At 68.8% G+C, this 18,140-nt stretch carries 17 protein-coding genes; 10 read left to right on the top strand and 7 right to left on the bottom strand.

From position 1 onward, the window contains the following. Nucleotides 1-3: 3 nt before the first annotated feature. Nucleotides 4-1,824, bottom strand: a complete 1,821-nt coding sequence (locus tag WPS_RS04620) for an acyl-CoA dehydrogenase C-terminal domain-containing protein (protein WP_317996680.1) — start codon at nucleotides 1,822-1,824, stop codon at nucleotides 4-6. Continuing rightward, complete coding sequence (locus WPS_RS04615) at nucleotides 1,821-2,237, bottom strand: PadR family transcriptional regulator (RefSeq protein WP_317996679.1); 417 nt, start codon at nucleotides 2,235-2,237, stop codon at nucleotides 1,821-1,823. Before WPS_RS04615 ends, WPS_RS04620 begins: the two co-directional genes overlap by 4 nt. Before the next feature lie 114 nt (nucleotides 2,238-2,351). Between WPS_RS04615 and WPS_RS04610 the strand changes: the two genes are divergently transcribed. From WPS_RS04610 to WPS_RS04600, 3 genes are read left to right on the top strand one after another with little or no spacing between them, the layout of a single operon-like run. After that, nucleotides 2,352-4,148, top strand: a complete 1,797-nt coding sequence (locus WPS_RS04610; protein ID WP_317996678.1) for an AMP-dependent synthetase/ligase — start codon at nucleotides 2,352-2,354, stop codon at nucleotides 4,146-4,148. Nucleotides 4,149-4,199: 51 nt separating this feature from the next. Further along, nucleotides 4,200-4,637 (top strand): hypothetical protein, encoded by a 438-nt coding sequence (locus WPS_RS04605; RefSeq protein ID WP_317996677.1) that lies wholly within the window; start codon nucleotides 4,200-4,202, stop codon nucleotides 4,635-4,637. A gap of 48 nt (nucleotides 4,638-4,685) precedes the next feature. Continuing rightward, nucleotides 4,686-5,018, top strand: coding sequence for a P-II family nitrogen regulator (locus WPS_RS04600; RefSeq protein WP_317996676.1), 333 nt, complete (start codon nucleotides 4,686-4,688; stop codon nucleotides 5,016-5,018). 34 nt (nucleotides 5,019-5,052) lie between these two features. Here the strand turns inward: WPS_RS04600 and WPS_RS04595 are convergent, their stop codons facing one another. Further along, the gene (locus WPS_RS04595) at nucleotides 5,053-5,562 is read right to left on the bottom strand and encodes a PaaI family thioesterase (protein ID WP_317996675.1); all 510 of its coding nucleotides are present in this window, start codon (nucleotides 5,560-5,562) and stop codon (nucleotides 5,053-5,055) included. After that, a complete protein-coding gene (gene trxB / locus WPS_RS04590) occupies nucleotides 5,562-6,518 on the bottom strand; it encodes a thioredoxin-disulfide reductase (RefSeq protein ID WP_317996674.1) in 957 nt (318 codons plus the stop codon). Before trxB ends, WPS_RS04595 begins: the two co-directional genes overlap by 1 nt. Before the next feature lie 66 nt (nucleotides 6,519-6,584). On the opposite strand from trxB, the gene WPS_RS04585 reads away from it, so the two are divergent. The 5 genes from WPS_RS04585 to WPS_RS04565 all read left to right on the top strand — a co-directional run bounded on the left by WPS_RS04585 (nucleotide 6,585) and on the right by WPS_RS04565 (nucleotide 10,995). Further along, the gene (locus tag WPS_RS04585) at nucleotides 6,585-8,054 is read left to right on the top strand and encodes a DUF7125 family protein (protein WP_317996673.1); all 1,470 of its coding nucleotides are present in this window, start codon (nucleotides 6,585-6,587) and stop codon (nucleotides 8,052-8,054) included. After that, nucleotides 8,029-9,609, top strand: a complete 1,581-nt coding sequence (locus tag WPS_RS04580) for an ATP-binding SpoIIE family protein phosphatase (RefSeq protein WP_317996672.1) — start codon at nucleotides 8,029-8,031, stop codon at nucleotides 9,607-9,609. Before WPS_RS04585 ends, WPS_RS04580 begins: the two co-directional genes overlap by 26 nt. Continuing rightward, a complete protein-coding gene (locus tag WPS_RS04575) occupies nucleotides 9,609-10,448 on the top strand; it encodes an MBL fold metallo-hydrolase (protein ID WP_317996671.1) in 840 nt (279 codons plus the stop codon). The genes WPS_RS04580 and WPS_RS04575 overlap by 1 nt, the downstream gene beginning before the upstream one ends. Before the next feature lie 4 nt (nucleotides 10,449-10,452). Beyond that, a complete protein-coding gene (locus WPS_RS04570; protein WP_317996670.1) occupies nucleotides 10,453-10,641 on the top strand; it encodes a PLDc N-terminal domain-containing protein in 189 nt (62 codons plus the stop codon). 114 nt (nucleotides 10,642-10,755) lie between these two features. Beyond that, nucleotides 10,756-10,995, top strand: coding sequence for a YgaP family membrane protein (locus WPS_RS04565; protein WP_405054930.1), 240 nt, complete (start codon nucleotides 10,756-10,758; stop codon nucleotides 10,993-10,995). Between the two features lie 13 nt (nucleotides 10,996-11,008). Here WPS_RS04565 and WPS_RS04560 read toward each other — a convergent pair whose 3' ends face one another. Then, the gene (locus WPS_RS04560) at nucleotides 11,009-11,308 is read right to left on the bottom strand and encodes a metal-sensitive transcriptional regulator (protein ID WP_317996668.1); all 300 of its coding nucleotides are present in this window, start codon (nucleotides 11,306-11,308) and stop codon (nucleotides 11,009-11,011) included. A 67-nt stretch (nucleotides 11,309-11,375) separates the two neighbouring features. Between WPS_RS04560 and WPS_RS04555 the strand changes: the two genes are divergently transcribed. Beyond that, entirely contained in the window at nucleotides 11,376-14,537 is a 3,162-nt protein-coding gene (locus tag WPS_RS04555) for an efflux RND transporter permease subunit (RefSeq protein WP_317996667.1), read from the top strand. Continuing rightward, entirely contained in the window at nucleotides 14,534-14,950 is a 417-nt protein-coding gene (locus tag WPS_RS04550) for a DUF302 domain-containing protein (protein ID WP_317996666.1), read from the top strand. Before WPS_RS04555 ends, WPS_RS04550 begins: the two co-directional genes overlap by 4 nt. A 14-nt stretch (nucleotides 14,951-14,964) precedes the next feature. Here WPS_RS04550 and WPS_RS04545 read toward each other — a convergent pair whose 3' ends face one another. Then, the gene (locus tag WPS_RS04545; protein ID WP_317996665.1) at nucleotides 14,965-16,530 is read right to left on the bottom strand and encodes a redoxin family protein; all 1,566 of its coding nucleotides are present in this window, start codon (nucleotides 16,528-16,530) and stop codon (nucleotides 14,965-14,967) included. Next, nucleotides 16,530-18,140 carry a TlpA disulfide reductase family protein gene (locus WPS_RS04540; protein WP_317996664.1) on the bottom strand — a complete coding sequence of 537 codons (1,611 nt, stop codon included), beginning with the start codon at nucleotides 18,138-18,140 and terminating at the stop codon, nucleotides 16,530-16,532. The genes WPS_RS04545 and WPS_RS04540 overlap by 1 nt, the downstream gene beginning before the upstream one ends.

Below are 18,140 nucleotides of genomic sequence, written 5' to 3'. Positions count from 1 at the left end.
TCCTTACGCGGTCGCGAGCGCGCGGCGTTCGACTTCGAACATCTCGTCGTCGCCGGCGATCACGCCGGCGGAACCGTCCACGATCTGCTTCTGCAGGTACGCGTACTGCGTGAGGATGTTGTGGGCGTAGAACGTCGCGGTCTGGATCTTGGCGGTGTAGTAGGGGTCGTTCTCGCCGGCCGCGAGCTTCTCGGCGGCGATCTTCGCGCCGCGGAAGAGCTGCCAGCCGCCCGCGACGATCCCAAAGAAGTTCAGGAACGGGACCGAATTGGCGAACGCCTTGCGCAGATCGCCCATTGCGTTCATCCCGATCCACTGCGAGGTATCGGCCAGCGCCTTCGTCGCGTCGGTGAGCGGCTGCGCGAGCGCTTTGACCTCGGCATTCTCCGAGGACTCGAGCTCCTTCGCGAACTTCGAGATCTGTTTGAACACCTTCGTCGCCGACGCGCCCATGTCGCGGATCAGCTTGCGGCCGATGAGGTCCAGCGCCTGGATCCCGGTGGTGCCTTCGTAGATCGTCGTGATCCGCACGTCGCGGTACTGCTGCGCGATCCCCGTCTCTTCGACGTAACCCATCCCGCCGAAGACCTGGAGCGCGACCGAGCACACCGTCTGGGCGTTCTCGGTCAGCCAGCCCTTGACGACCGGGATCATCAGCTCGACGAACGCCTTATGTTCCTTGCGGACGTTCTCGTCGGTCGCTTTGTGCGCGTAATCGAGGGATGCTGCGGTGACGTACGCGAGCGCCCGCATCGCTTCGATGTTGGCCTTGCAGAAGAGCAGCATGCGGCGCACGTCGGGGTGCTTGATGATCGCGACGGGCTTCGGATCGCGCGAGGCGGCGTCGCGGAACTGGATCCGTTCCTTCGCGTACTCGACGGCATGCTGATACGCGCGATCGGCGATCGCCAGCCCTTGAACGCCGACGCTGAAGCGCGCGGCGTTCATCATCACGAACATGTACTCGAGCCCGCGATTCGCTTCGCCGACGAGGTAGCCGATCGCGCCGTTCCCGCTCTCGCCGTAGTTGAGCGTGCAGGTCGGGTTCGCATTGATCCCCATCTTGTGCTCGATGCCCGCGCACTTGACGTCGTTGCGCTCGCCGAGCGACCCGTCGGCGTTCACCAGCACCTTCGGCACGATGAACATCGAGATGCCCTTCGTCCCTTCGGGTGCGCCGGGGAGACGCGCAAGGACCAGATGGATGATGTTCGGCGTCATGTCGTGCTCGCCGAACGTGATAAAGATTTTTTGCCCCTTGATGCGATAATGATCGCCCTCGGGCGTCGCGGTGCTGCGCACCTGCGCGAGATCAGAGCCCGCCTGCGGCTCGGTGAGACACATCGTCCCGCTCCACTCGCCGCTTACGAGTTTCGGCACGTACACCTGCTTCAACGCGTCGTTCGCGTATAGCTCGATCGCCTCGATTGCGCCCTGATTGAGCAGCGGACCGTTGGCGAAGCCGACGTTCGCGCCGTTCCACATCTCGAGCGTCGGGCCGAGCAGCAGCTGCGGAAGCCCTTGTCCGCCGTATTCGGGGAGCACCGGCAGACCGATCCAGCCGGCCTGCGCGAAGGCGTGGTACGCCTCTTTGAAGCCTTTGGGCGTGGTGACGACGCCGTCGTTCCACGTGCAGCCTTCGCGGTCACCCGATTGGTTTATCGGGTCGAGCACCTCCGTCGCGAACGTCGACGCTTCGTCGAGGATCGCGTCGAGCACGTCGGTCGTCTCTTCGTACCCGGGAAGCTTTGCGATCTCTTCGACGCCTGCCAATTCGCGCAGGACGAACTGCATGTCGCGCAACGGAGCGCGGTAAGTGCTCATGACGTCTCTCCGTACAAGTCGCCGCGCAGCCGTTGCAGCGCCGCGATCAGATTGGTGAGGTAGGGGCGGAAATTGTGCTTGATGCGCTCGAGCCGTTCTTCGCCGGCGTCGGTGATGCGGTACAGCGTCGTACCGCGTTTCGTCGACGCATCGGCCTCGCCGCGGATGAAGCCGCGATCTTCGAGCCGCCGCAGGAGCGGATAGATGGTATTGGGGTTAACCGGGAAGATACCGCCGAGGGTGGCGATGCGCTGCATCAGGCCGTAGCCGCTGTCCGGCTGCGCGTGCAGAAGCTGCAGGACCAGTGCCGGGAACACCGTCTTGGTTTTGACTTCCCCGGTAAAGACGCGGTCACCCCAGAGTTCCGTGGGAAAATCGCCCTTCGAGGAGTCGAGGGGACCCGGGGCCTCCATGGCAGCGGGTGCCGCCGCCCTTGACCGCGCTGGCATATATTATTCATAATAGGTTAGCGTTAAGCCGTCAAGGCCGCCGCCTACCCATGTTGCGCCGGAGTTTTCAACAATCGGATGACGCGCCCTGATCCGCTGCCCACTCTTCCAGCCTTCATCGCCGAGCGGCTCTCCGTGCCGCGCGCGATCGCCCTGGCGGAGCGGCACGGCGGCACGACACGGGCGCTCAGCAGCGGCGACGTCCACCGGCGTGCCTCCGCGATCGCTTGCGCCCTGCGGGCGCGCGGGATCGAGCGGGGCGATCGGGTCGCGATTCTCTCGGAGAACTGCGTCGACTGGCTGGTCGCCGACTTCGGGATCCTCTACGCGGGCGCCGTCGTCGTCCCCATGTTCGCGACGAGCGCCCAGGACCAGATCGCTTACATCTTCGCGAACAGCGAAACCAAGTTCGCGTTCGTCGAAAACGCCGGCGCCGCGGCTCACGTGCGCGAAGCGGTCCCCGCGCCGCCGCCGCTGGTCAGCTTCGCGGGCGATACGGAGCTCGGGATCGAGGCGCTGGTCGCCGAGGGCGAAGCCCTGCTCGACGCCGATCCCTCGCAGCTGGCGACGTTTACCGCGCAGACCGCGCTCGACGATCTCGCCGTGCTCATCTACACGTCGGGGACGACCGGTACGCCGAAGGGCGTGATGCTCTCGCATCGCAACCTCAGCTCCAACGTCCACGACGCGTTCGACCCCGATCTCAGCGACTTGAAGGAGGGCGAGAGCGCGCTCTCCGTGCTGCCTTTCGCGCACATCTTCGAGCACACCGACGCGCTCGGCTATCTCTACAACCTCGCGACGATCTACGTGACGACGCCGGAACGGCTGCTCGAGGATCTCCGGGCGATCCGCCCGAGTCACGTCGCGTTCGTGCCGCGCATCTTCGAACGGCTGATCGCCGGCATCGTCGGAAACGCGCGCGTCCAGGGCGGCGTAAAAGCGAAGCTGGTCCCGTGGGCGATCGAAGCGGGCGTCGCCTACGAGCGCGCGCTGCGCGACGGATTCGTCAATCCCGTGCTTCGCGTGCAGAACGCGCTCGCGCAGGCGCTCGTTCTGAAACGCATCAAGCCGGCGCTAGGCCTCGACCGTCTCGGCTACTTCGTGAGCGGGAGCGCGCCGCTGCACCGCGACACAGCGCTCGCGCTCGCCGCGCTGGGGCTTCCGGTCTGCGAGGGCTACGGCCTCACCGAGACGTCGCCCGTCGTCACCGTCAACCGGCCGTCGAACGTCAAATTGGGAACGGTCGGAACGCCGATCCGCAACGTCGAGGTGAAGATCGCCCACGACGGCGAGATCCTCGTCAAGGGGCCCAATGTCATGCTCGGCTACTACCAATTGCCGCCCGCGGAACAGCCGTTCACCGCCGACGGGTTCTTCCAGACCGGCGACATCGGACGGTTCGACGGCGAGCATCTCGTCATCACGGATCGCAAAAAGGAACTCTTCAAGTCGAGCGGCGGCAAGTGGATCTCGCCCTCACGCATCGAGACCGCGATCAAACGCTCGATCTACGTCGGTCAGGTGATGGCGTTCGGCGACGACAAGCCGCATCCGGCGGTGCTGGTGGCGCCGAACTGGGATCTCATCCGCAAAGAACTCGAACTCGGCGCGATGACGACCGCCGCGATGGCGACCGACGACCGCGTGCGCACGCTCGTGATCCGCGAAGTCGAGACGCACACCGCCGACTTGGCGGCGTTCGAGCAGGTGCGCCGGGTCGCGCTTCTTCCGCGCGACCTGACGATCGAAGACGACGAACTCTCGCCGACGCTGAAGGTGAAGCGGCGCGTGGTTGAGCGGCGCTACGCGGCGCTCATCGAGCAGGCGTACACGGAAGATCTGCACCAGCGCAACGCGCTGCTCCACGTGTAAGGGATCGCTCGTCGGCGGTAGCGCCAAGCCTCCGCCGGGAACAATCTTCCGATGCAACGCTCCACACTTTTCGCAGCAGCGCTCCTCGTCGCCGCGGCCGCGAGCCCGCCGCCGGCCGGCGCGCAAGCCGACGAGCACCGCCTCCCGACCGCCTCGTACGCCGTGAGCCGGATCGACCGCGAGACGCAGATGCTGGCCGCGATGCGCAATCAGATCTCCGAAGGCGAGATCAGCATGATCGCCGTTTCGGGCCTGGGCCCGAGCGAGCGCCGCATGCTGACCGCGCGTCGCCGCAGCGCCCTGCGGGCTGCGATGGACAAAGCGACGGTCGCCTCGAACGACCGCGCCAACGGCGAGAGCGAAGACCAGAACTCGCTCAGCGAGTACGTGCAGCGTCACCACGTGGACCCGAGCAACGTCTTCGCGGTCGCGATTCAGAACCAGCCCGACCCGCAAAACCCGCACGTCACGCTCTTCTACCGCCGCTAACAACAGGATCGCCCTGGGGAACGGCGCGGCGGCAGCGAATCACCGGCCATGCGGCGCCGCATCCTCAACACGATGAAGCGGATCGAGATCGTGCTCGAGCACGATCAGGTGCCGGCGGTTGCGGCACTGCTCGACCAGCACGCGACCGGCTACACCGTGATCCCGGAGGTGACCGGATACGGGCACCACGGGCACCGTCAGGGCGACATGTGCGTGCTCGTCACGATCGTGACGCGCGACCACCTCGACCCGATCCTCGATGTAATCGTTCCCTTGCTGAACGCGCGTTCCGGCGTCGTGCTCGTCACCGACGTGCAGGTGCTGCGCGGCGAATACTTCGTCCCCGAGATCAAGAACCGGCTCGTCCCGCCGCCGCGGTAGCGCCGTCGACAGCGTGACACTTCGCTCAGCGTTGCTACGTCGTCGAGCGGTCTTCGAGGATCATCAGGGTCGAGGTGCCGGTGGCGTAGACGGTTCCGGCGGCGTCGACCAGGTGCGCTTCGGCGGTTGCGGTACGGCGGCCGCTGTGCACGACGCGTGCGTCGGCGAACACCTTGCCGGTCGCGGCGGTCACCGGGCGGTGGAATCGCGTGTGCAGATCCATCGTCGTCGCGACCCGGCCTGCCGGGAGGATCGACTGCACGCTGCAGCCCAGCGCGTTGTCCATCAGCGTCGTGATGATCCCGCCGTGGACGGAGCCGATCAAGTTGTAGAGTTCTTCGTGCGGGACCATCCCGAACGTCACGTGCCCGCGCTCGACGGTCTCCAGCGAGAAGTTCATCCAGCGCGTGATGTTGGTGACCGGCACCTCGCCGCGCTGCATCATCCCCAACGCCTCGAGCCCGTCGAGGCGCCGGAAGATGTCCATCGCGTGGGGATACGCCGCGCCTACCGGGACGCCGAGCCGCTCGATCTCGGTCGACATCAGGCCGGAACCGCGGCCGCGTGCTCCGCTTCGAGACCCTCGAGATATTTCTCGACGTCGATCGCGGCCTTGCAGCCCGAACCGGCCGCCGTGATCGCCTGCTTGTAGCGGATGTCGTAAACGTCGCCGGCGACAAACACGCCTTCGATGTTGGTGCGCACGCCGTCGTCGCTCACGATGTAGCCGGCGTCGTCGAGGGTGAGCTGACCCCGGAAAATCGCCGTGTTCGGATCGTGTCCGATCGCGATGAACAGTGCATCGGCGTCGAGCGTCGACTCCTCGCCGGTCGCGAGGTTCTTCAGCTTGAGCGCGGCCGTCGCATCTTCGCCGATGACCTCTTCGACGGCGGTGTTCCAGATGAACGCAATCTTCTCGTGACGCAGCGCACGGTCGGCCATGATCTTCGACGCCCGCAGCGCGTCCCGCCGGTGGATCACCGTGACCTTGCTCCCGAAACGCGTCAGAAACAGCGCCTCTTCCATCGCCGAGTCGCCGCCGCCGACGACGGCGATGTGCTTCTGCCGGAAGAACGCGCCGTCGCACGTCGCGCAAGTCGAGACGCCGCGACCGCGCAGCCGCGCCTCGCCCGGGATGTCGAGCCAGCGTGCGCTCGCCCCGGTCGCGACGATCACGCTGTCCGCAGTATAGTTCTCCTCGGCAGTGCGCAGGACGAAAGGCCGCACCGAGAAGTCGACCTCGGTGACGTCGACGTTGTGGATCACGGAACCGAAGCGCTCGGCCTGCGCGCGAAACGCCTCCATGAGATCGGGGCCCATGATCCCCTCGGGGAAGCCGGGGTAATTCTCGACCTCGGTGGTCAGCATGAGCTGGCCGCCGTACATGTGGCCGGCGAAGACGATCGGTGCCAGGTTCGCGCGGGCCGCGTAAACGGCCGCGGTGAGCCCGGCCGGACCTGACCCGATGATGGCGACCTTGGCGTGGGAGGCGGGAGACATTCCGCCCCATTCAACCCGTGCGCCGGCGCGTCCGGTTCCCAGGATAGAACCAGGCGATTCCGGGGGATGCCCTACCCTGTGAATACTGGTCGGGTCTCGACGGGCGTGGAGGGGTTGGACGAAGTCCTCGAAGGCGGGTTGGTCCCGGGCCGTACCTATCTGATCAGCGGGCTTCCCGGGAGCGGGAAGACCACGATCGGCTGGCACTACTTGGTCGAGGGTCTCAAGCGCGGCGAGCGCGTCGTCTACATCAGCTTCGCGGAACCCGAGGCCGAATTGCGCGCAAACGCGGAGCGGTCGGGGTTCGACGCCGCGGGCGTCGACGTGCTCGATCTCAGCCCGAGCGCCGACGTGTTCGCGAACGCGGAGGCCTACGACATCTTCTCCCCGCGCGAGGTGGAGTCGGAGCCGACGACGGCGCGGATCCTCGAGACGGTGCGGCGCGTGAAGCCGCGCCGCGTCTTCGTCGACTCGATGACGCACCTGCGTCATCTCACCACCGACGCCTATCAATTTCGCCGGCAGGTCCTTGCCTTGCTCCGCTTCCTCGCTGAGAACGGGGCTTCGGTCGTCGTCACCTCCGAGTCGACGCGCGAAGCGCCCGACGACGATCTGCGATTCATCACCGACGGCGTGATCGAGCTCGGGTTCGGCAAGCGCAACCGCGAGATCGCGGTGACGAAGTTTCGCGGCTCGGGGTTTCGCGGCGGAATGCACGCGCTCTCGCTCGACCGCCACGGCGCGAAGGTCTTTCCGCGCCTCATCCCCGAGACGCACCGGCGGGCGTTCGAACCGCATCCGCTCTCGTCGGGGATCGCGGAGTTCGACGCGCTGCTGCACGGCGGGATCGAGCGCGGCACCGTCTCGCTGATCAGCGGGCCGACCGGCGTCGGCAAGACCACGCTCGGCATCCAGCTCGTCGTCGAGGCCGCGCGACGCGGCGATTCGTGCGTGATCTACACCTTCGACGAACGCGCCGAGACGCTGATCCGGCGCAGCGAGGCAGTACGAATCCCGGTGCGCGCGATGATCGCCGCCGGAAAGCTGCGCGTCGTGGAACTCGAAGCGCTCCGCTTCGGCCCGGACGAATTCGCGAACATCGTCCGCCGCGACGTCGAAGAGCGCGACACGCGCATCGTGATGATCGACAGCGTGAGCGGCTACCGGATCTCCGTCTCCGACGATCTCTCCGAGCGCATCCACGCGCTCGGGCGCTACCTGCAGAACGTCGGCGTGACCGTGCTCCTGATCGACGAACTCAAGGACTTGCTCAACTTTCGCGTGACCGACGTCGGGATCAGATATCTGGCCGACAACGTGATCTTTCTGCGCTATATCGAACGCGTCAGCGACGGCGCTGTAGAAATCCGGCGCGGCATCGGCGTGTTGAAGAAACGGCTCAGCGACTTCGAGAAAACCGTGCGCGAGTTCGCGATCACCGCGTCGGGGGTGCGTATCGGGCCGCCGCTCCAGTTGAAGTCGATCTTCTCGAACATTCCGCTGACCGACGATGAACCGCTGGTCCTCCCCAGTTGAACCGCGCCCGGCGCGCGAACGCATCTTCGTCCAACTCGCGGCGCGGGCGAATCAGCGGCTGCTCGCCGCTCTGCTGGCTCAGCGCTACGACGTCGTCGAAGGCGAGATCGACGCGGGCGTCGACCTTTGCGTCGTCGACGGCCTGACCCTGCATCGACGCTGGTCGGCGCTCGCAGCGCTGCGCGCGGCGCAGGAACCGATTCTGCTGCCGATCCTGCTGATCAGCGATCGCCGAGACGTCGGGCTCGTCACGCGCGACGCCTGGCGCGTGATCGACGACGTGCTGCTGCGCCCGGTGGAACGGGTCGAGCTGACCGCACGCGTCGAGACGATGATGCGCGGACGCCGGCTCTCGCTGAAGCTGCACGAGATGTCGCAACGCTACGAACACGAGCGGCGGATCGCGCGCACGCTGCAGGAGGCCGCGCTGCCGAACGCGCTCCCGCGCACGCCCGGCCTCGCCTTCGACGCGTACTATCGTCCGGCCAGCGACGCCTCGCGCGTCGGCGGCGACTGGTACGACGCGCTGCGGCTCGTCGACGGCCGCATCGTGATCTCGATCGGCGACGTCTGCGGATCGGGGATCGACGCCGCGGTCACGATGACGAACCTGCGCCAAGTCCTGCGCGGGGTCGCGCACGTGCATCCCGACCCGGCGATCATGCTCGATGCCGCGGATCGGACGCTGCAGGCCGAAGGCAACGACCGGATCGCCACCGCCTTCGTCGCCGTCTTCGACCCGGTGACCTCGCTCCTCACGTACGGATCGGCGGCCCACCCTCGCCCGTTTCTGCGCTCGGCCGACGGGACGCTGACCGAACTCGCCGCGGAGGGTTTGCCGCTCGGCGTCCCGGGCCGTCTCCCGCGGGTGACACTCACGACCCCGATGCTGCCGGATGCGATGCTGGTGCTCTACACCGACGGCCTCATCGAAGCGACGCGCGACGTCGAACCCGGCGAAGCGCGGCTGCGCGATGCGTCGCGCGCCGGCGCGATCGTCGAGTCACCGCACCCTGCGCGCACGCTCCACGACACCGTGCTCTCCGAGCCGTCGCACGACGATGTCGCGGTGTTCACCCTGCGCCGCGCCGGCGGCGACGAGCGCGCGATCCGGCGCTGGTCGTTCGCATCGGGCGACGCCGACGCGGCGCGCGACGTGCGCCGGGAATTCTCCGACGCGCTGCGCGATCACGGACTCCCGGTCGACGCGATCGGATCGGCGGAACTGCTGTTCGCGGAACTCGTCGGCAACGTCGTGCGGTACGCCGGCGGCACGACCGAGGTCGCGCTCGATCGCAACGGGCCGCTCCCGGTGCTGCACGTCTTCGATCGCGGCCCGGGATTCCGGCATCTGCCCAAACTGCCCGCCGACGTGCTGAGCGAGTCCGGGCGCGGGCTGTACATCGTCGCGGCGCTGGCGGAGGACTTCTCGGTGACGCGGCGTCCGGACGGCGGCAGCCACGCGCGCGTGGTCCTCGGCCCGGGTGCCGGCCGTGGCGGCGCTCCGACCCCGGGTGCAACGTTCGCCGGGCTGGACACGATCGAAGCGACGTAATGGATGCTTGGCCGCGCATCCCGCTCGAAGACGATCCGGCGGACGTGCTCCGCAAGGCGATGCGCGGGGCAGGGCTCGATTCGCGGACGCTCGCGCAGCGCACCGGGCTCGACGCGGCAACGATCGCGGGCTGGACCCGCGGCGACGGCGTTCCGCGCGATGACGAGGCGCGTGCCGTCGCGACCGTGCTGCGGCTCGATCCGGGGAAGTTCGCCGACGCCGCGGCCCGGCGCTGGTACCCCGACGCCGAGATCCCGCACGACGTGCGTCACCACCCCCACGATCCGCATCCGTCGAACGGCTATCTCTTCTTCCTGGGCGACGGGAAGACGGCCGCGCTCATCGATCCGGCCGGGCTTCCGCAGACGCTGCTGCGCGCGGTGAATGACGGGCCCTACGCGCTGCGCTACATCCTCATCACGCACAAGCACGCCGACCACTGCGACGCGACCGCCGACGTCGCGCGCGCTTTTCCCGACGCGCAGATCGTGATGCACCGCAGCGACGCACACGCAATCGGCGCGCTCGCGCACCGCGCGCTCCCTGTCGCCGACGGCGACGACCTGCCGTTCGGCGACGACGCGGCGATCCGCATGCTGCACACGCCGGGCCACACCGACGGCTCGTCGTGCTTCCTCTTCCGCTCGACGGTCTTCACCGGCGACACGCTGTTCGCTGGTTCGGTAGGCGGGATCTTCGCCGACGTGTCGACCTACGCGGATCTGCTCGCGAGCGTGAGGCTCAAGCTGTTCGCGCTCGACGAGGCGACGGTGGTGATGCCGGGCCACGGGCCGCCCTCGACGATCGGCGCGGAACGCGCCCACAACCCGTTCTTCTGAGCGCATGAAGCTCACGCTCGAAATCCTCATCTCGGCGTTTCTGCATCCGGTCGCGGTCGTACTCACGTGGATCAACCTCGCCGCGCGCAGCGACCTCACGAGCATGCAGAAAGCGATCTGGGCGATCGTCGCCCTGCTGTGGGGCGTTGGCCCGATTCTCTACATCCTCGTCGGCGACGGCGTTCTGTGGTGATGGGTGGCTCCGCGCGCTGACGCGGCGCTGCGGGAGCGAGTTCGGAACGGGCCTTCGCCGGCGCTTCGCATCTCCGTGCAACGATGGCGGACGGAGGCGCTCATGCGAACGTCATTGTGGTCGGAACTGGGAGCACCCGCCGACCGTCGCGGATGGACGATCGAACGCATCGTCCGAGCGGTCGGCGGAACGGTGGCCCTCGCGAGCCTCGTGCTCGCGGCGTACGTCGATCTCCGCTGGCTCTGGCTCGGCGCGTTCGTCGGCGTGAACTTGATTCAGTCGGCGTACACCGGCTGGTGCCTGATGTCGAACCGCTCGCGATCGCGAGGCGGCGCGCATAACGCGCCGCATTAACACGATCGCTCGTTCAGAGCAGCTTTGCGAAGCGTTCCCCGAGGCGGCGCATCTCGCGCTCGTCGACGGCGCCGCGGGGATCGCGCATGCACTCGGCCATGCTGCCCACCATGAGCTGCACCATCGAGCGGTCGAGCGCTCCGCGTGCTGCCGACATCTGCTGGACGACGGCGTGACAATCGGCGCGCTCGTCGAGCATGCGCTGGATGGCGCGGATCTGGCCTTCGACGCGCCGCAGGCGGCGCTGAAGCGCACGTACCTCGTCGTCGGGAAGGGTCAGCCGCCGGGAGTCGGACTTCGAAGCTGCGGGCACCACTCGATTATACCCCCGACAGTATTCTTGTATATACCCCCATGGGTATGATACAACGGGGACGGAAATGGACGATTTCGGCCCGCTCGCGCGCATCGTGCGCGCCTTTCTCGATGCCAAGCTCACCGCCGTGCTGGTCGCCGCGGTCGTGGCGGGCGGTGTGCTTGCTCTCGCCGTAACGCCGCGTGAGGAGAATCCGCGGATCAACGTCCCGACGGCGATCGTGACGACCGATGCGCAGGGCCGCTCCCGCGACGAGATCGCGCGCCTGGTGACGGTCCCGCTCGAGCGCGTAATCGGCCAGATCGGCGACGTCGAGCACCTCTACGCGAACTCGCAGGACGGCCGATCGACGATCACCGTCCGCTATCGCGTGGGAACCGATCCCACCGCCGCCTATGTCGACCTCTACACGCGCCTGCTGGGCAATCGCAGCGCCCTTCCTCCGGATGCGCAAACGCCGGTCGTCTCGCGGATCGATGTCGACGACGTTCCCGTCGTCGTGCTCACGCTCGCGAGTGCTACGTACGATGATGGCGCGCTGCGGGATCTCGCCTACCGGCTGAGCGACGCGCTCGCCCCGCTTCCGGGAGTCGGTACGCTGACGCTCTACGGCGGCCGCGGCCGAATCGTCAACGTCACCATCGACCCGGCACGGCTGGCGGGCTACGGCGTCGGGTTCGCCCAGATCGACGCGGCCCTGCGCGGAAACGCCGAGCAGCCGGCCGGATACGTCGGCGACGGGACGTCGCGGATCGACGTGCGCGCGGGCGCACCGCTCGCATCGGTTGCCGACGTCGCGAACGCGACCGTGGGCGTACGTGCCGGCGTGCCGATCGCGCTCGGTGCGATCGCGACGGTCGCTCCAGCCCTCGCACCGCGCGAGACGTATGCGACGTATTCCGAACGCGGCGCGGTGCGCGACGAACGCGCGGTGAGCATCGCGATCGCCAAACGCAGCGGGACGAACGTCGTCCAAGTCGCGTCGGCGGTCCTTACGGCGACGCGCGCGTTTGCGCTCCCCGCCGGAGTGCGCCTCGCCGTGACGCGCAACGACGGCGCGAAAGCGAACGCGGCGGTAAACGAACTCTTTCAACGCCTGCTCGAAGCGATCGGAATCGTTTCGTTGCTGCTGCTCGTCGCGCTGGGCTGGCGCGAAGCCGCAGTCGTCGCGATGGCGATCCCGTTGACCCTTTTCATCACGTTGGGCGTCGCGACGCTCGCGCACCAGACGATCAACCGCATCACGCTCTTTGCGCTGATCCTCTCGCTCGGTCTGCTCGTCGACGACGCGATCGTCGTCATCGAGAACATTCATCGCCACGCGCGCGCCGGGAGCCGCGAGCGCCGCGAGCTCGTCGTGAGCGCGGTCGCTCAAGTCGCGAGCCCGACGATCCTCGCCACGCTCACCGTGATCCTCGCATTTCTCCCCATGGCGTTCGTCACCGGGCTGATGGGCCCGTACATGCGTCCGATCCCGCTCGACGTCCCGATCGCGATGCTGGCGTCGCTCGCGATCGCGTTGGTGGTCACGCCGTGGGCCGCCGTGCGCATCTTGCGGATGGCGCCGACGGTGCGGCACGCGGCGCGCAGCCGTTGGGAGACGACGTACCGCCGACTGCTCGGCGGGCTGCTCGACAATCGCCGGCGCGCGCGTCTGTTCGTTGGCGCGGTCGCGGCGGCGCTCGCCGTCGCGATGCTCCTCCCCCTCGCGCAATTGGTGCGCTTCCGGATGCTCCCGGCGCAGAACGAAGAGACGTTCTCAGTCGCGATCGACGAGCCGGCCGGGACCGATCTCGAACGGACGCGTCGCGCCTCCGCCGCCGTCGAAGCGGTGCTGCTGCGCGAGCCGACGGTGCGCGACGTGGAAACGTTCGTCGGCACGCACGCCGTCCCGGATTTCAACGGCGTGCTCCGCGGCTCGTTCTTCCGTGACGCCGCCTGGAACGCCGAACTGCGCGTGAACTTGATCGGCACGCACGAGCGGCACGAGAGTTCCGAATCGTTCGTGCGGCGCATGCGCCCAGCGCTTCAGGCCGCGGGTGCGCCGTACGCAGCGGCGGTGCGGCTCGTCGAGGAGCCACCCGGCCCGCCGGTGCGCGCGACGGTTCTCGGCGTGGTGAGCGGCCCCGATCCCGCCGTGCGCGCGTCGATCGCGCGCAGTGTCGAGAATCTCGTAAGCGCCGAGCCCGGCGTGGTCGACGTCGACAGCTCCGTGAAACAGCAGCCGGTGCGCGCGCACCTGGTTGTCGACCAGCGCAGCGCCGCGCTGAGCGGTGTCTCCCCGCAGCTCGCGGCAACCGAGGCGGCCGCCGCGCTCGGCGGCATCGCGTCCGGAACGGTGCGCCTTCCCGAGGCTCGTGACCCCGTTCCGATCTTCCTGCGCTACGGTGACGAGCGGCGGCGTTCGCTGGACGCGCTCGCGCAGACGCAGATCCCCAGCACGACCGCGGGGACCGTCCCGCTCGCGTCGGTCGCACGCGTCGTCACCGAACGCACGCCGGCAGCCGCGATCCGCGAAGATCGACAGGACGTCGACTACGTTTCGGGCGAGATGGCGGGGCGCAGCTCGACCTATGCGGTGATCGATACGCTTCTCGCTCTGCGCCGCAACGCCGCGATCTTGCCGGGCTACGCCGTGCGCTGGGACGGCGAATGGCAGCTGACGCTCGACGTGTTCCGCGATCTCGGGCTTGCGATGGCCGGTGCACTCGTGCTTATCTACCTCGTGCTCGTCGCGCGCTTCCGCTCGCTGCGCGTCCCGCTGGTCGTTCTGAGCGCCGTTCCGCTCGGCCTGATCGGCGTGATGCCGGGCTTCGCGCTGCTCGCACCGTTCGGCGTGTACTTCAGCGCCACGGCGATGATCGGCGTCATCGCGCTGGCGGGAATCGTTGTACGTAATTCGATCGTGCTGGTCGAGTTCGTCGAAGAACGTCTCGCGCAGGGAGCGCCGCTGCGCGAAGCGCTCATCGACGCGGGGAGCGTGCGCGCCCGGCCGATCGCCCTCACCGCGGCCGCCGGAATGCTCTCGGCGGTGGTCATCGCGTTCGACCCGGTGTGGAGCGGTCTGGCGTGGGCGCTCGTGTTCGGGATGGGCGCCAGCGCCGTGCTCTCGCTGTTCATCGTCCCCTTGCTCTACGCCGCAGTCGCGCGGCCTGCTGCGGCGCAGCACGCCGCCGCGCGCGCGAACCGCACTCCCCTTCACCGCGAGGAGTATCAACCCGCATGAACATCACTTCGCTGCCCTACGGCAACAGTACCGAGGTCGCGCTCGACGTGCCGGCCGCGATCGCGCGCGCGAAAGAACTGCTCGCCGAGCAGGGGTTCGGTGTGCTGTGCGAGATCGACGTCGCCGCGACGTTGCGCGCGAAGCTCGGCGCCGAGATCGGAGAGTACGTCATCCTCGGCGCATGCCGCCCCGATGCTGCCCGCACCGCGCTCGCCGCCGAGCCCGATCTCGGCCTGCTGCTGCCGTGCAACGTCCTCGTCCGACGCGCGCAGGGCCGCACGACCGTCGGCGTCATCGACGCCGGCGCGATGCTCGGGATCGTCGGCAACGACGCGCTCGCGCCGCTGGCCGCCGACATCAACGGGAGGCTCGCAGCCGTCCTGCGCGGCTTCGAACGCGCCGCCGCGCACTGAGGTCCGTAGCCGACTTAACGCACCTGCACGGCCGCGTGCGCGCCGTCGGCTTCGACGCCGACAAACGGCGACGTCGCTGCCGGCGTGCGCGGGACGACGGTGAACTCGACGACCTTCACGCCGGAGTCGGGGAGCGCGATCGTCGTGCGGAACGGCGTGCACAGCCGGTCGCTGCAGAACGACGCGATCCAGCGCTTCGGCAGACCGGTCGCGTTCAGCGCAACGGTCTTGCCGGGCGCACCCGCCACGACGAGCCGGTACTTGAAGGTGCTCGCCGCCGAGCCCGGGAGGTCGGGACCCGTCCACGGCGCGAGCGAGACCGTCGTTTTCCCGCCGTGATGTGCGGCGTCGAATGCGACCGTCGCCTCCTGCGCTTCTTCGAGGTACATCGCGTACCGGGTGTCGTTCTTCGGCAGGCGCGACGCCCAGGCGCTCGTCTGTGCGAACGACGCGCGTGCTCGCGCGCGGTCGCCCGCGAGCGCGTAGAGCCGCCCTTGGTAGAGGTACGCCCATGCCAGTTTCCGGATCGCTTTGGCATCCTTCGGCGACGCGGCGACCGCGGCGCGCGCGCGGCCGATCGCTTGCGCGTACGCGACGGACCCGTCGGCGAAGCGGCGGGCGTGCGCGTCGGCCTCGCCGAGCGAGACGTACGCATCGACGCTCGGCGCGAGTTCGGCAAGCCGCGCGTAGGCGTCGGCAGCGGCGCCGTACTCACCCTTGCCGCGCAGCGCTTCAGCGTACCCGCCCGCGAGATCGGCGTCGTTCGGCGACAGAGCAAGTCCGCGGCGATACGCCGCGATCGCGTCGTCCCACTGCTCGCGCGCGACGGCGGCGTCGCCTTGCAGACGCGCAACGACGGCGCGGTCGCGGTCTTCGGTCGCGACGGGCGCGAACGCAGCCGCGAGCTTGTCGCGCAGGGCGTTCTCTTCGGCTTGCGTACGCAGATAATCGGTATCGCCGTCCACCGCCTCGGCCTTCTCCATCGCGGACGCGACCTTTGCGGCCGTCGCTCGCAGCGCGGCGGCATCACCGGTGAACGTGAACGCCGACGGCGCGAGGAGCGCGTCGACGCGGCGCTGCGCCGCCGATGCGAGGACGCCGTCGCGCCCGGCGCGCGCGTCGGCGACGAAACCGCCGAGCACCGCGGGGGTGATGTTGCCGACGTAGCGCGCGCGCAGCATCCCGTCGGGGCCGATCACGATTGTGGTGGGGAACGCGCGGATGTCGTAGGCGTGCTGGAAGCCGTGCGCGTCGTCGATCGCCTGCGGGTACGGCACCGCTTTCGACGCGACGAACGCGCGCACGATCGGCGCCGTTTCGGTCGAGTCGACGCCGAGAAACGCGACGTCGCCGCGTGCGCTCAGCGATTTCGCCGACGCGATGAGATCGGAGGTCTCTTCGCGGCACGGCGGGCACCACGTCGCCCAGTCGTTGACGACGAGCGTCTTGCCGCGATACGACGCCAGCGAGACGGACCGCCCGTCGAGCGTGGTGAGATGGAACTCCGGGGCCGGCGCGCCGACCTGCGGTCCGCTGAGCGCGAGCGCGCTCGCGACGGCGGCCGCGATGAGGACGCTCATCAGACCCGTACCTCCGCGACGGCGCTCGCCACGCGCTTGCGGTGTTCCGATGCGTCGACGTGCACGCTGATCGTCGAGACCTTCGCGGGACCGAGCGGAACGACTTGAAACTCGACGATCTTCACGCCGCCCGCCGGGACGATCACCGAGGTGCGGAACGGCGCGCAGACGCGGTCCGAGCAGAACGAGCCGATCCAATGCGGCGGCAAGCCGCCGGCTGCGAGCGCAACGTTCGCGCCCGGCTTCCCGGTGACGGCGAGCCGGTATTTGATCGTGCTCGCGACCGAACCCGGGAGATCGGGGCCTGTCCAGGGAGCGAGCGAGAGCGCAGTCGCCGCGCCCGGCAGGATCCCCAGCGCGATCATCCCTTCCTGCGCCTGCTCCGCGTACCACGCTGCGCGCGGGTCGTTCGAGGGGATTGTCTGCGCGGCGGCCAGGGCGCGCGCGAAGGCGGCGCGCGCTTTGGCGGGGTTCTGCGCTTTCGCCTCCATCCGGCCGTAGTAGAGGTTCGTCCACGCGAGCTGTGCCGGCATCGCGGCAAGCGTTTGCGCGCGGTCGAACGAGACCTCCGCGGCGGCGACGTCGCCGGCGTCTGCCTGTGCGCGGCCGAGCCCGGCGAACGCATAGTACGACGGCTTCTTCGCCGCGAGCTGCGCGTCGATCGCGACGGCGCGCGCCGGATCGCCGAGCTGCGAGACGGCGTACGCGTCGGCGGCGAGCGCGTCGAGGTCGCCGGGCGCGAGCCGCAGCGCCTGCGCGTATGCCGCGTCGGCGGCCTTCCAATCGCCCAGCGCCGACGCTTCGTCGCCGCGCAGCCGCGCCAGCAGGGCGCGATCTGCGTCAGACACGGCGACCGGCGCCAGCGCGGCGATGGCGGCGGCGCGCAGCGTCTCTTCTTCTTCGTGCGTCTTGATCAGATCGTGGTCGCGCGAGGTATCGTCCATCGCGTCGTCGAGCGCGTTCTCCGCCTGCGCGATCGCCGCCGCCGCGCGCGCCGCCGCGGAACGCACGGCCGCCGGATCGCCGGCGAACGGATACGACGCGGGGGCGAGCAGTGCGTCGAGCTGTGTTTGGAACGCGCTCGTCAGCGGAGCGCTCTTCCACGCCTGCGCGGCGACGATGTACGCGTGCAGTTGCGCGCGCGGGAGGACGTTGTCGGCGTGCCGCGCCCGCAGGATGCCCTGCGGATCGATGACCAGCGTGGTCGGAAAGTTGCGAATGCCGTACGCGCGCACGAACTCGCCGGCTTCGTCGGTCGCGGCCTGCGGGTAGACGATCGCCTTCGCGGCGACGAACGCGCGGACGGTTGCCACGGGTTCGGTCGTGTCGACGCCGAGGAACGCGACGCCGTGCGCGGCCTGCGCGGCGGCCTCGGCGTTCAGGTCGGACGTCTCGAGCCGGCACGGCGGGCACCACGAACCCCAGACGTTCACGACCAGCGTCCTGCCGCGATAGTCCGCGAGCCGGACGCGTTTCCCGTCGATCGTCGTGAGCGCGAATTCGGGCGCCGGCGCCCCGACGACCGGACCGGGGAGGGGGGCAGCCTGCGCGGCAAGCGATCCGGTGAGCGCGAGCACCGCGAGCGCGGCGCCGAGGACGAAGCGGTTCAT

This window comes from Vulcanimicrobium alpinum (assembly GCF_027923555.1).
GTDB classification, from domain to species: Bacteria; Vulcanimicrobiota; Vulcanimicrobiia; order Vulcanimicrobiales; family Vulcanimicrobiaceae; genus Vulcanimicrobium; species Vulcanimicrobium alpinum.
Note: the sequence above shows the minus strand (reverse complement) of the source record. Positions and strands in the feature narration are given on the sequence as shown.

Excerpts from the sequence above, each read along its gene's own strand:
- WPS_RS04600 (WP_317996676.1), top strand. The coding sequence starts at position 4,686 with ATGCGGCGCCGCATCCTCAACACGATGAAGCGGATCGAGATCGTGCTC.
- WPS_RS04545 (WP_317996665.1), bottom strand. The coding sequence starts at position 16,530 with ATGAGCGTCCTCATCGCGGCCGCCGTCGCGAGCGCGCTCGCGCTCAGC.
- WPS_RS04620 (WP_317996680.1), bottom strand. The coding sequence starts at position 1,824 with ATGAGCACTTACCGCGCTCCGTTGCGCGACATGCAGTTCGTCCTGCGC.
- WPS_RS04580 (WP_317996672.1), top strand. The coding sequence starts at position 8,029 with ATGAACCGCTGGTCCTCCCCAGTTGAACCGCGCCCGGCGCGCGAACGC.
- WPS_RS04595 (WP_317996675.1), bottom strand. The coding sequence starts at position 5,562 with ATGTCGACCGAGATCGAGCGGCTCGGCGTCCCGGTAGGCGCGGCGTAT.
- WPS_RS04610 (WP_317996678.1), top strand. The coding sequence starts at position 2,352 with ATGACGCGCCCTGATCCGCTGCCCACTCTTCCAGCCTTCATCGCCGAG.
- WPS_RS04575 (WP_317996671.1), top strand. The coding sequence starts at position 9,609 with ATGGATGCTTGGCCGCGCATCCCGCTCGAAGACGATCCGGCGGACGTG.
- trxB (WP_317996674.1), bottom strand. The coding sequence starts at position 6,518 with ATGTCTCCCGCCTCCCACGCCAAGGTCGCCATCATCGGGTCAGGTCCG.
- WPS_RS04605 (WP_317996677.1), top strand. The coding sequence starts at position 4,200 with ATGCAACGCTCCACACTTTTCGCAGCAGCGCTCCTCGTCGCCGCGGCC.
- WPS_RS04615 (WP_317996679.1), bottom strand. The coding sequence starts at position 2,237 with ATGGAGGCCCCGGGTCCCCTCGACTCCTCGAAGGGCGATTTTCCCACG.
- WPS_RS04585 (WP_317996673.1), top strand. The coding sequence starts at position 6,585 with ATGCCCTACCCTGTGAATACTGGTCGGGTCTCGACGGGCGTGGAGGGG.
- WPS_RS04550 (WP_317996666.1), top strand. The coding sequence starts at position 14,534 with ATGAACATCACTTCGCTGCCCTACGGCAACAGTACCGAGGTCGCGCTC.
- WPS_RS04540 (WP_317996664.1), bottom strand. The coding sequence starts at position 18,140 with ATGAACCGCTTCGTCCTCGGCGCCGCGCTCGCGGTGCTCGCGCTCACC.
- WPS_RS04570 (WP_317996670.1), top strand. The coding sequence starts at position 10,453 with ATGAAGCTCACGCTCGAAATCCTCATCTCGGCGTTTCTGCATCCGGTC.
- WPS_RS04555 (WP_317996667.1), top strand. The coding sequence starts at position 11,376 with ATGGACGATTTCGGCCCGCTCGCGCGCATCGTGCGCGCCTTTCTCGAT.